Here is an 11,717-nt window from a genome sequence, read left to right as displayed (position 1 = left end):
CAGGCGCGGCGCGCCCTGCGCGAGACGCTGTCCCGCCTGCCGGCCGCGCTGCGCGAACGCAGGCCGCTGCCCCCGCACGTGGAGCGCGCCGCCCGGCTGCTCGAGGAGAGCGCCGTATGACCGGCCCCGACCCCCGTACGACCGTCGTCGTCATCACCCACAACCGCCGCCGCGAACTCCTGCGCACCCTGCGCCACCTCGCCGACCTCCCCGAGCGTCCGCCGGTGCTCGTCACCGACAACGGCTCCACCGACGGCACCGCCGCCGCCGTCACCCGCGACCACCCCGACGTGACGCTGCTGCGCCCCGGCCGCAATCTCGGCGCGGTCGGCCGCAATCTCGCGGTACGGCAGGTCCGTACGCCCTATGTGGCCTTCTGCGACGACGACTCCTGGTGGTCGCCCGGCTCCCTCGCCGGCGCCGCCGACCTGCTCGACCGGTATCCGGCGCTCGCGTCGGTCACCGCGCGGATCATCGTGGAGCCGGACGGCATCGACGACCCGATCGTCGCCGAACTGCGCGAGTCGCCCGTGCCGGGACCGTCCTGGCTGCCCGGGCCCGCGCTCGGCTCGTTCCTGGCGGCGGCGACGGTCCTGCGCGCCGACGCGTTCCGCGCGGCGGGCGGCTTCCACCCGAAGCTGTGGCTGGGCGGCGAGGAGGAGTTGCTGGCCGCGGACCTGGCCGCAGGAGGCTGGTGGCTCACCTACGCCGACCATCTGACGGTCCATCACCAGGCGTCACCGGCCCGGGACTCCACGCTGCGGCGCAGGCACGGCATCCGCAACACCCTGTGGTTCACCTGGCTGCGCCGCCCGGCCGGACCGGCCCTGCGCCGCACCGTGAACCTCGCCCGTACCGTCCCCCGCGACACCGCCTCCCTGCGCGCCTTCGCCGAAGCGGCCGCCGCCCTCCCCTGGGTCCTGCGCGAACGCCGTGTCCTGCCCTCCGAGGTCGAGTCCCGCCTCCGCCTCCTGGAACCGGCACAGCGCACGTCGACGGCCCGCCGCTACACGGGCTGACCGCCGCGACCGCGATACGCCTCGCCTGCCTCGCCTTTGCCCACCGGCAACCCGGGCATGCCCCTACCCCGCCCGGCGGTTCGTCAGGGCCTCCACCAAGCGGTCCGCGCCGTCCGGGGCCGTGCCCTCGCGGAAGGCGTCGCGGGCCTGGCGGGCGGCCACTCGGCCCGAGGTCAGGCACCAGTCCCACCAGCGTTCCAGCCGGCGTTCGTCCAGCTCCTCGGCGGGCACCAGAGCGGGCCAGCCGCAGATGCGGGCCTGCGCCGTCACCTTCGCGCCGCCCGCTACCGGGTCGATGGCCAGCACCGGCGTGCCGACTCGCAGCGGCAGCACCAGCCCGTGCAGCCGGTCGGTGACCACCAGATCGAGGCGGGCCAGCACCGACTGCACCTGCGCGGGCGTGGCGCTCAGATGCCAGTCACGGGTGTCGAGCCGGGTCTCCAGCTCCAGCCGCGCACAGTCCTTGCCGGCCAGCCAGCGCGTCACCTCCTCGGCGACCTGCCGGTGCCGCCGCTGCTCGCCGTACTCGTGCTGCCCGTACGTGAGGATCACCCCGACCACGGGCCGGGCGGGCGCGGCCGGGGCACGGGCCGCCAGATCCTCCGTCGGCTCCGCGTCCGGCGCGTCCCGCGCCAGCACCCGGTGAAACCCCCGTACGGCCTCGCCGTCGGGATCGATCACCGAGGTCCCCACCGCGATCCGCACACAGTGCGCGAACCGCCGGTGCAGCTCCTCGACCTGGGGCCCGTCCAGCGGACCGCACACGAACACCAGATGGGAGTAGTCGCGGGGCCGTACGTCGTCGAAATGCCGGGCGTCGGGCAGGAAGCCGGGGCTCCACACCACGTCGTAGGGGATCCCGGCCCCGCGCAGCACCTCCTCCACCCGGTGCAGCGCCAGCACGTCCCCGGCGGTCGCCTCCCCGTCACGGAAGCTGAACCACCCGGTCAGCAGGACCCTCTCCGGTCCCATGAGGTCACGTACCTGCACAATGCACCCCGAGTGCCCCACTCCGGCACGAAGCAACCGTCCCGGAGGTGCTCCGCCGGATCGTGGCGCTGCAGGAGCAGCACGCCCCTCGCCGCATCTCGCGATGTGGAACCGCGTCTCGGATCTCGACCCGTCCGCGCCCTCAGGCCTGCCGGGGCGCCGGCCCCCGCCGCTCCTCCTGGTGGCCGGCCAGGGCCTGGCGCGCCTCGTGCTGGGCCTGCTCGGCGACCTCGCGGGTCTCGGTGAGCACGTCGCCGAGCTCGCGGACCAGGCTCTCGTAGACGGGCAGATGGTCGTGGGTGGTGGGTGGGGGTGTCACAGGGGTGGTCCTTCGTGTGGGGGTCGGTTGCACAGCGACGGGCGCCTCTCGGCGCCCTTCCTAGTCAGCGTCCCGCCCCGCCCCCGATGTCACAGGCGTCGCGAAATGTCCCGAAGACGGACACATCCTCTGCACGTTCTCCTTGCGGACGGACCGCGGACAGATTGCGAACGGACCGCGGACGGATTGCGGACGGACCGCGGACGGATTGCGGACGGAACCTGACCGCAAGGGGCGCTAGCGTGCCCGTATGACCCAGACGAAGCGGACCGTCACCCCGCCGACCGGCCCCGTCCTCGGCACCCGCGCCCTCAACCGGGCCACCCTCGCCCGCCAGCTGCTGCTGCGCCGCTCGCCGATGTCCGCGAAGGCGGCGGTGGAGCATCTCGCCGGTCTCCAGGCGCAGGAGGTCAAGCCGCCGTACGTCGCGCTCGCCGCCCGCCTGGAGGGCTTCGCGCCGAAGGAGCTGTCCGGGCTGCTGGAGAGGCGGGAGGTGGTGCGCATCGTCACCCTGCGCTCGACGATCCATCTGCACACCGCCGGCGACTGCATGACGCTGCGCCCGCTGGTGCAGCCCGCCCGCGACCGGGAGATCGGCTACTTCCGCAAGGGTCTGGTGGGCGTCGACCTGGAGCGCCTCGCCGCCGTCGCCCGCGCGTACGTCGAGATCGAGCCGCGCACCATGCGGCAGCTGCGCGAGGAACTGGGCAGGCACTGGCCGGACGCCGACCCGCAGTCGCTGGCCATCGCCGCGCGCTGCAAGCTCCCGCTCGTCCAGATCACCCCGCGGGGGATGTGGGGCCGCAGCGCCCAGGTCGCCCTCACCACCGCCGAGCACTGGCTGGACCGCCCCGCCGAACCGGCCGCCTCGCCCGAGGACGCCGTCCTGCGCTACCTCGCCGCGTTCGGGCCCGCCTCGGTGAAGGACATGCAGACCTGGGCCGGGCTGACCCGGCTGCGCCTCGCCTTCGACCGGCTCCGCCCGCAGCTGCTCACCTTCCGCGACGAGAACGGCGTCGAACTCTTCGACCTCCCCGACGCCCCCCGCCCCGACCCGGACACCCCGGCCCCGCCGCGCTTCCTGCCCGAGTTCGACAACCTGATGCTCTCCCACGCCGACCGCACCCGCGTGATCCCGCCCGCCGACCGGCAGAAGACCTGGCAGGCCAACACCTTCTACTGCCCGCTCCTCGTCGACGGCTTCCTCGCCGGCCTCTGGCGGATCATCGACGGCTCCCTCGTCGTCGAACCGTTCCGCACGCTCACCAAGGCCCAGCGCGAGGAGGTCACCGAGGAGGGCGGCCGCCTGCTCGACACCCTGTACGCGGGGGAGTCGTACGACATCCGCTTCGGAACGGTACGCGGTTGAGCGGGAGTTGGCCGCCCGATAATCAATTGCCGCCGCCCCGTCCGGCCGGATAGGAAACCCGCATGCTTCGAGGCAGCAAGATCGGGCTCAGGGCCCGGCACGACGAGGACATCCCGATCCTGCGGGCCGAGCTCGCCGACGACGTGGTCAACTCCTCGCGGGCCGCGCCCGGGCCGTGGCGGCCGTTCACGCCCGGCTCGCCGGAGGCGCCCTTCGCGGTGGACGACAAGGAGCAGCGGGTCGTGCCGTTCTCCGTCGTCGAGCTGGACGGCGGCACCCTGGTCGGCGCCGCCACGGTGTGGGGCATCGACACCCACAACCGCTCCGCGCACATCGGGCTCGGCCTGCTGCCGTCCGCGCGCGGCAAGGGCTACGGCACCGACGTGGTCGCCGTGCTGTGCCACTACGGCTTCGTCGTCCGCGGACTGCACCGGCTGCAGATCGACACGCTCGCGGACAACGCCGCGATGCTGCGCGCCGCCGAGCACAACGGCTTCGTCCGCGAGGGCGTGCTGCGCGCCGCCTCCTGGGTGATGGGCGAGTTCCTGGACGAGGTGCTGCTCGGACTCCTCGCCGAGGAGTGGAAGCCGGACGCGAAGCCTTAGACGCTCACTTCCGTACGGTCGCCGCGCCTCACTCCGCCCGCCCGGTCACCGCCACCGTCACCCCGAGGCCGATCATCGTGCAGCCGCCCGCGCCGCCGATCAGGGACAGCCGCCGGTCCGACCGGGCGAACCAGGCGCGCGCGGCCGACGCCGTCAGCCCCCACAAGCTGTCCGTCACCAGGCCGATCAGGATGGGCACGAGCCCCAACAGCAGCATCTGCGCGGGCACATGGCCCGCCGAGTGATCGACGAACTGCGGCAGCACGGCGGCGAAGAACACCACGCCCTTCGGGTTGGTGACCCCGACCAGCACCCCGTCGAGCACCGTCCGCAGATCCCCGCGCACCGGCCCGCCGCCCCGACCGGCCGTGATCCGCTCGGCCTTCAGCTCCTTGCGGTGCCGGAACGCCTGCACACCGAGGAACACCAGATACGCCGCCCCGGCCAGCTTCACCGCCATATAGACGGTCACCGACCGCTCCACCAGCGAGCCGATCCCCAACGCGACCGCCACGACCAGCAGATACGACCCGACGACATTGCCCAGCACGGTCGCCATCGCCGTACGGCGGCCGTGGGCGAGCGCCCGGCCGATGACGAACAGCACGCTCGGCCCGGGAATCACGATCACCAGCAGGGACATCGCCGCGAAGGCGAGCAGACGGTCGGCGGACACCATGCGCGTCATTGAAACACGGGCGCACCGGACATGGAGAGGGGGCGCTGCGGGCTGCTCGTGGAAGCCCGCAACGCCCCCTGGCTCTGACCTGAGGGGTACCTCAGGAACTCATGGGACCTACGAGTTGATCTGCGCGGTCACCTGTGCGGAGAAGGTCGTCAGCCGCGTGTACACCCCGGGGTAGCCGGCCGCGGCGCAGCCGTCGCCCCAGGAGGTGATCCCGGCCAGGACGCCGCCTATGAGCAGGGGCCCGCCGCTGTCGCCCTGGCAGGTGTCCACGCCTCCCGCGGAGTAGCCGGCGCACACCATGTCGCTCTGCACGTACCGCGAGCCGTAGGAGGTGCGGCAGCTCGCGTCGGAGACGGTCGGCACGGTCGCGGTGCGCAGCTGGTTGGAGGAGCTGCCGCCGGAGGAGGTGGTGCCCCAGCCGAGGATGCGGGCGGTGGTGCCGGGCGCGTACACGCCCGTGTCCGAGGAGGAGACGTAGCGGGCCGTGGTGTACGGCATCGACGTGGACAGCGTCAGCACGGCCACGTCGTCGCCGCGGGTGACCCGCTGGTAGTCGGGGTGGATCCAGATCTTGCTGACCTTCGCCACCGTGCCGTTGGTGCCGTTGAGGTAGGTGCGCCCGCCGACCACGCGCACGCCGCTCGGGCTCTCGCCGACCATGCAGTGCGCTGCTGTGACGACCTTGGTCGGGGAGACCAGGGTGCCGCCGCAGAACTGGTTCTGCGAGGCGTCGGTGATCTGCATCATGAACGGGTACGCGGACGTCGTGGTGGTCGTACCGCCGACGATCGGCTGGGGAGCGGCGCCGGCGGACGGCGCGGCGAACAGCGCGGTGACGGCGGCCGCTGCGGTCGCGGTGGCGAGGGCGGCGGTCCGTCTGGCACGGGTGAGGCGGGACATGGGTCTCCTCAGGGGGTTGCCGGTGGGGGGTCGCACGGGGTGGGGGGTGGAGCACGAGGGCCAGGTGACCGGCCCCCATGTGCCCGAGCGAGCGGCACGGAATTACGCTACGACCAGGAGCGCCGCGCCCCAATGAGGGAACCCCCTAAGGGAGTTGGACAGGGAAAACCCTCGGTCCCGCCGACGGCTACATGTTGATCATGTGCCCGGCCAGACCGTGCACCGCCTCCTTCACCGCCTCGCCCAGCGTCGGATGCGCGTGCACATTGCGGGCGATCTCGTGCACCGTCAGATCCCACTGCTGAGCCAGCGTCAGCTCCGGCAGCAGCTCGGTCACTTCGGGGCCGATCAGATGGGCGCCCAGCAGTTCGCCGTACGTCCCGTCGCTGATGACCTTCACGAAGCCGACGGCGTGACCCAGGCCGTGCGCCTTGCCGTTGGCGGTGAACGGGAACTTCGCCACCCGCACGTCGAAGCCCCGCTCACGCGCCTGCGCCTCCGTCCAGCCGAAGCTGGCGATCTGCGGCTGGCAGTAGGTGGCCCGCGGGATCATGGTGTAGTCCAGCTCCATGGTCTCCGCGTCCGCGATGGTCTCCGCGGCCACGATGCCCATCGACTCGGCGGCGTGGGCCAGCATCAGCTTCGCCGTGACGTCCCCGATCGCGAAGATGTGCGGCACGCTGGTCCGGCAGCGCCCGTCCACGTCGATCGCGCCGCGCTCGGTCAGCCGCACCCCGGTGTTCTCCAGACCGTAGCCCTTGACGTTGGGCGCGAAACCGATGGCCTGCAGCACCTTGTCCGTCTCGAGCGTCCGGCGCTCGCCGCCCTTGTTCACCGTCACCCGGACCCGCTCACCGGAGTCGTCGATCTCCTCGACGGCGGTGCCCGTGAGGACCTCGATGCCGAGCCGGCGGTAATGCTTGGCGAGCTCCTTCGAGATCTCCTCGTCCTCCAGCGGGACCATCCGGTCGAGGAACTCGACGATCGTCACCTCCACGCCGTAGCTGCGCAGCACGTACGCGAACTCGACGCCGATGGCACCCGCCCCCGCGATGACGATGCTGCCGGGCAGCGTCTCACTGAGGATCTGGCTCTCGAAGGTGACCACCCGCTCCGACAGGGACGTTGCGGGCAGCAGCCGGGGACTGGCGCCGGCCGCGATGACGCAGTGGCCGAAGGTCAGCGTCTCGGTGCCGCCATCGGCGAGCGCCACCTGCAGGGTGTGGTCGTCGGTGAAGGTGCCGCGCCCGTCGAACTGGGTGATGGCGTTCTTCTTCATCAGATAGTGCACGCCCTTGACCCGGCCGTCGGCGACCGTGCGGCTGCGCCGGTACGCCGCCGTGTAGTCAGCGGAGACCTCGCCGCCCACCCGGATGCCGTACGCCTCGGCCTCCTTGGTCACGAACCGCACCATCTCGGCGTTGCGCAGCAGGGCCTTGGACGGGATGCATCCGACGTTGAGACAGACGCCGCCCCAGTAGCGCTCCTCGACCACTGCGGTGGTCAGGCCGAGTTGCGCGCTGCGGACCGCCGCGGTGTAGCCGCCGGGGCCCGCTCCCAGAACAAGTACGTCGAAGTGTTGGCTCACACAGGAACCCTCGTCCTGTTCCGCCGGGCGATCAACCGACGCGCGGTGACCATCGGCTGTGAGCTTGCCCTCACTCGGTGTAGGCCCTCACTGCGTGTTGCGCCCCGCCGCCAGCCGCACGATGTCCACCCGGGACCTGATCCCCAGCTTGCGGTACACCCGGGTCAGTGTCGCCTCGACCGTCTTGACGCTGATGAACAGCAGCTCGGCGATCTCCTTCGAGGAATGGCCCTCGGCGACCAGCTTCAGCACCTCCTCCTCGCGCGGCGTCAGCACCTGCTCGGGCGCCTCCTCACCGTGCCGCACCCGGTCCAGATAGGTCCGGATCAGCGCGGTCACCGCGCCCGGGTAGAGGAACGGCTCGTCACGCATAGCGGCCCTGCACGCGGCGACCAGATCCCGGTCGGCGACGGACTTGAGCACATAGCCCACGGCCCCGACCTTGAGTGCCTGGAAGAGGTACTGCTCGTTGTCGTGCATCGTCAGCATCAGGATCCGCAGACCCGGCCGCAGCGCCGCCAGCTCCCGCGCCGCCTGCAGCCCCGTCAGCCGGGGCATGGCGATGTCCAGGACGGCCAGATCGACCTCGTGGCCGCGGGCCATGGCGATCGCCTCCGCACCGTCCCCGGCCTCGGCGACCACCTCCAGGTCCGGCTCCCGGTCGAGGATGAGCCGCACCCCGCGCCGCACCAGCGCGTGGTCGTCGGCCAGCAGGATCCTGATCGGTGCCGGCCCCGCGCCCTCGGCGTCGGTCGTGTGGTGCTCGTTCATGACTGCTTCCTGGAGACGGGCACGGTCAGCCGGATCCGGGTTCCGGCGGGTTCCGCGGGGACGATGTCCAGTGTGGCCCCGACGAGCAGGGCCCGTTCGCGCATTCCGCGGATCCCGGCGCCCTCACGGGCGGCCCCGATGCCGCGGCCGTCGTCGCTCACCTCGAGGACGACGGCGGCGTCGCCGTCGCCGCGCAGGCTCACCTCGACGCTGTGCGCCCCGGCATGGCGGGCCGCGTTGGTGAGCCCCTCCTGCGCCACCCGGTAGATCACGAGCTCCGTCTCCTGGTCGAGGGCCGGCAGATCGGTGTCGAAACGGCGCAGCACCCGCAGCCCCGTGTGAGTGGCGAACTCGGTCGCCAGCGAGGTGACCGCGCTGACCAGACCGAGGTCGTCCAGCACCCCCGGCCGCAGCCGGCGTACCAGACGCCGGACCTCGTCCAGGCTCTCCCGGGTGATCTCCTGCACCTGCCGCAGCTCGCCGCCCAGCGGATCGGACGCCTCGTCGGCGGCCCGCTTCAGCGCGAGCAGCACCGCCGTCATGCTCTGCCCGACCTCGTCGTGCAACTCCTGCGCGATACGGCGCCGCTCGGACTCCTGCGCCAGCAGGGCGCGGGCACTGCTCGCGGCGCGCTCGCCCTCCAGCCGCTCCAGCATCGCGTTGAACGTCCGGACGAGTTCGGCGACCTCCCCGCCGCCGCGCACGGGCAGCCGCTGCCCGGGGCGCAGCAGGTCCACGGTGGTCATCAGCCGGGTCACCCGGTCCAGCGGGGCCAGCCCGATCCGCAGCAGCGCCGCGTTGGCGACCAGCATCACCGCCAGACCGGCCACCAGGATCACCGCCTCCGTCAGCAGCACCGGAACGGACACGGTCACCGGAGCCCACAGCAGCAGCGCGGTGGCCGTACCCAGCACCACCGCGTTGAGCCCGAAGATCCGCCAGTACAGGGACACGGAGGTCACGCCTTCCTCTTTCTCGCCTGCCTCTACTGTCGGTCACCGCGCCGACCGGTGCGGCGGCGGCCCCCTGACCCCGGCGAACAGCGGCCAGCGTGCCCCGTCCTCCGCCTCCCCGTCGATGGGCCCCGTGCCCCATTTCGCACGGGCCGCGAGCCCCAGACCTGGCCGGCTGGGTCCGCCGCCCCCGGACAGATGGGTAACGCGGCCCATGGGTTCCGGGCGCGGAAACGGCCAGGGTGAGGGCATCACCCGTCTGTCGTCCCGAAGGACCACTCATGTCGCTCGACCTGCCCCGCACCGAACCGCGCCCCGACCACCCCGCCACCGACGAGGTGCGCCGGCGCCTGGAGCACGCCCGCATCACGCGGCTGGCCCAGCTCAAGGCCCTCGACGACGCGGGGCCGGGTCCCGACGACCCGCTGACGTCCCACCAGAAGGAGGCGATCCAGCGCGCCCTCAAGGAGATCGACGACGCCGTCGCCCGCCTCGACCGCGGCACCTACGGCATCTGCCAGGGCTGCGCCAAGCCCGTACCGCCGGAACGCCTGGAGATCCTGCCGCACACCCGGCACTGCGTCACCTGCCAGCGCCGCGCGGCCTGACCGCGATCCCCGTCCCGTTCTGCGCAAGGGGTGAAGTGGTGTCCCCTCACATGCTGTCCCACCAGACCGCCGGCGCCTACGACGCGGGCCTCACGCCCGAGGACCTCGCCGCGCTGCGCGAGAACCTGCACGAGCAGCGGCTGTTCCGCCGGGAGCAGCTGCGGCAGTTCGCCGCCCGCTCCACGTCCCGGGCCGGCGACCCACCGGGCCGGGACGGACCCGGCCGCGCCGAGGTCCGCGCGCAGCTCGCCGCCTCCGCCCGCATGGTCCTCACCGACGTCGAGGCCGCGCTCGCCCGCATGGACGCCGGCACCTACGGCAGCTGCCATCTGTGCCGCCGTCCCGTCGAGCGGGAACGGCTCCTGATCGTCCCTCAGGCCCGCTACTGCGGCCGCTGCCAGCAGGTGAGGGAGGCGGCCCGATGACCGTCGCACGCCGGGCGCTGCGGGCGGCCGGACCGTACACGTCCTGGCCGCCCGGGCGGCGGTGCTCCGGTGTCGCCCTCGACCTGGGCAGTGCGCGGACCCGGGCGTGGATCGCCGGGCGCGGGATCGTGCTCGACGTGCCCACCGTGACCTTTCCGGGCAGCGGCGCGCCGCACCCCGTCCAGCGCGGCACCATCGTGGACACGCCGGGCACCGCCCGGATGCTCGACCGGCTGCTGGGGAACCGGCTGCCCCGGTCGGGCCGGCCGCTGGTCGTGATCACCACGCCCGTCCTCGACGGGATCGCCTTCCGCACCGCGGCCCGCACGGCCGCCGAGATCCTCCGTCCGCGCGCCGTGCTGACCGTCCCCGGCGCGCGTGCGGTGGCGCTGGCCGCGGGCGCCGACGACGCCCGCCCGCTGCTGGTGGTGGACATCGGCGCGCATCTGACCGAGGCCGTGCTGCTCGCGGGCGGCGCGGTGACCGACGCACGCCGCACCGCGCTCGGCACCGGCGACCTGACCGACGGCACGCCACCGGGGCAGGTCACCGACGCGGTGGTCGCCATGGTGACCGCGATGCTGCGCCAGGACCGCACCGTCCGCACCCGCACCGCACTGCGCCGCGGCATCCTCCTGTCCGGCGGCGGCGCGCTGCGCCCCGACATCACCCACGCGCTGCCGTCCCGCCTGGGCTGCCCGGTGCGCCCGGTGCCGTCCCCGCACACCGCCGCGGTCCGGGGCGCCGCGACCCTCCTCGCCTCGGCCGACCGCCACCCCTCACTCACCGGCCCACCCTGAACGACGCGGCCCGGCTCCCGGCCGGGGGGACACCCGAAACCGGTCGCCTCCGTGCACCCGGCACCCGGCACCCGGAGACGACGTTCCCCGGTCTCCTCGTCCGGCCGTCGGCAGCCGGAGGCGTTCTCTCGTCTCCTCGTCCGGCCGTCTCTCCGTCCCTGTGACCCGGCACCTCTCCTGTCTCCTGTGACCTCTCCTGTGACCCGACCCCACTGAGGAGTGACCCCCGTGGCGCGCGAGATCCCCCCTGCGCAGCCGCCTCCCGGGCCGCCCCCGCGTCCCCTGCTGTGGCGTTGGCGGCGGAACGGGCTGAAGCGGCGGACCAACGGGGGGCCGTCTCGGCCCAGGCGGTGTCCCAGGCGGCCAGGTTGCGGCGGTGCAGGGCGAGGACGGTCGCGGCATGTGCGGCGGCGCCGGTGAGAGCGACACCGATGGCGGCGAGCAGCGCCCAGCCCATGCCCCGGCTGCGGATCTGCTCGCCGGTCAGCGGCGGGTCGGTGGCGTCGCCGTCCGAGGTGACCCAGATGCGGATCTCGCTGCCGGCGGGCAGCCCCGGCCGAACCTCCGCGCGCGTGGTCCGGGTGCGGCCCTCGCGGGTGGTGAAGCGGACCTCCACCGGATAGCGGGTCTTCTTCTCCTCGTCCGATCCCGGTTCGGGGTGGCGCGGGGCGTCCCGGATGAG

Annotated in this window: 13 protein-coding genes and 1 pseudogene; 6 read left to right on the top strand and 8 right to left on the bottom strand. The window is 73.1% G+C overall.

The window, feature by feature from the left end:
* Window positions 1-116: 116 nt before the first annotated feature.
* The gene (locus N4P33_RS25685) at window positions 117-1,019 is read left to right on the top strand and encodes a glycosyltransferase family 2 protein (protein WP_260829121.1); all 903 of its coding nucleotides are present in this window, start codon (window positions 117-119) and stop codon (window positions 1,017-1,019) included.
* A gap of 63 nt (window positions 1,020-1,082) precedes the next feature.
* On the opposite strand, the gene N4P33_RS25680 is transcribed toward N4P33_RS25685, so the two are convergent.
* Window positions 1,083-1,991, bottom strand: coding sequence for a polysaccharide pyruvyl transferase family protein (locus N4P33_RS25680; protein WP_260829120.1), 909 nt, complete (start codon window positions 1,989-1,991; stop codon window positions 1,083-1,085).
* A 160-nt stretch (window positions 1,992-2,151) separates the two neighbouring features.
* Window positions 2,152-2,328 (bottom strand): hypothetical protein, encoded by a 177-nt coding sequence (locus N4P33_RS25675; RefSeq protein ID WP_260829119.1) that lies wholly within the window; start codon window positions 2,326-2,328, stop codon window positions 2,152-2,154.
* Between the two features lie 250 nt (window positions 2,329-2,578).
* Here N4P33_RS25675 and N4P33_RS25670 point away from each other — a divergent pair, with 250 nt between their 5' ends.
* Together N4P33_RS25670 and N4P33_RS25665 are read left to right on the top strand one after the other, a co-directional pair.
* Window positions 2,579-3,697, top strand: a complete 1,119-nt coding sequence (locus N4P33_RS25670; RefSeq protein WP_260829118.1) for a winged helix DNA-binding domain-containing protein — start codon at window positions 2,579-2,581, stop codon at window positions 3,695-3,697.
* Between the two features lie 62 nt (window positions 3,698-3,759).
* Window positions 3,760-4,302, top strand: a complete 543-nt coding sequence (locus tag N4P33_RS25665; RefSeq protein WP_260829117.1) for a GNAT family N-acetyltransferase — start codon at window positions 3,760-3,762, stop codon at window positions 4,300-4,302.
* Window positions 4,303-4,330: 28 nt separating this feature from the next.
* Here N4P33_RS25665 and N4P33_RS25660 read toward each other — a convergent pair whose 3' ends face one another.
* From N4P33_RS25660 to N4P33_RS25640, 5 genes are all read right to left on the bottom strand, one after another.
* A complete protein-coding gene (locus N4P33_RS25660) occupies window positions 4,331-4,981 on the bottom strand; it encodes a LysE family translocator (RefSeq protein WP_260829116.1) in 651 nt (216 codons plus the stop codon).
* Window positions 4,982-5,098: 117 nt separating this feature from the next.
* Window positions 5,099-5,890: a trypsin-like serine protease gene (locus N4P33_RS25655; RefSeq protein ID WP_260829115.1), complete on the bottom strand. Its 792-nt coding sequence runs from the start codon at window positions 5,888-5,890 to the stop codon at window positions 5,099-5,101.
* 187 nt (window positions 5,891-6,077) lie between these two features.
* Window positions 6,078-7,478, bottom strand: coding sequence for a dihydrolipoyl dehydrogenase (gene lpdA / locus N4P33_RS25650; protein WP_260829114.1), 1,401 nt, complete (start codon window positions 7,476-7,478; stop codon window positions 6,078-6,080).
* Between the two features lie 87 nt (window positions 7,479-7,565).
* On the bottom strand, window positions 7,566-8,249 hold the full coding sequence (locus N4P33_RS25645; protein ID WP_260829113.1) for a response regulator transcription factor: 684 nt from the start codon (window positions 8,247-8,249) through the stop codon (window positions 7,566-7,568).
* Complete coding sequence (locus N4P33_RS25640) at window positions 8,246-9,211, bottom strand: sensor histidine kinase (RefSeq protein WP_260829112.1); 966 nt, start codon at window positions 9,209-9,211, stop codon at window positions 8,246-8,248. Before N4P33_RS25640 ends, N4P33_RS25645 begins: the two co-directional genes overlap by 4 nt.
* 272 nt (window positions 9,212-9,483) lie before the next feature.
* On the opposite strand from N4P33_RS25640, the gene N4P33_RS25635 reads away from it, so the two are divergent.
* Genes N4P33_RS25635 through N4P33_RS25625 form a run of 3 tightly spaced genes read left to right on the top strand, consistent with a single transcriptional unit; the run spans window position 9,484 to window position 11,035 of the window.
* Window positions 9,484-9,810, top strand: coding sequence for a TraR/DksA C4-type zinc finger protein (locus N4P33_RS25635; RefSeq protein WP_260829111.1), 327 nt, complete (start codon window positions 9,484-9,486; stop codon window positions 9,808-9,810).
* A gap of 50 nt (window positions 9,811-9,860) precedes the next feature.
* Entirely contained in the window at window positions 9,861-10,235 is a 375-nt protein-coding gene (locus N4P33_RS25630) for a TraR/DksA C4-type zinc finger protein (protein WP_260829110.1), read from the top strand.
* Entirely contained in the window at window positions 10,232-11,035 is an 804-nt protein-coding gene (locus N4P33_RS25625) for a rod shape-determining protein (protein WP_260829109.1), read from the top strand. Before N4P33_RS25630 ends, N4P33_RS25625 begins: the two co-directional genes overlap by 4 nt.
* Window positions 11,036-11,354: 319 nt before the next feature.
* On the opposite strand, the pseudogene N4P33_RS25620 reads toward N4P33_RS25625, so the two are convergent.
* Window positions 11,355-11,717: pseudogene (locus N4P33_RS25620) on the bottom strand (hypothetical protein); the annotation flags it as partial.

The sequence above is a fragment of the Streptomyces sp. 15-116A genome (genome assembly GCF_025290915.1).
Lineage (GTDB): Bacteria > Actinomycetota > Actinomycetes > Streptomycetales > Streptomycetaceae > Streptomyces.
Note: the sequence above shows the minus strand (reverse complement) of the source record. Positions and strands in the feature narration are given on the sequence as shown.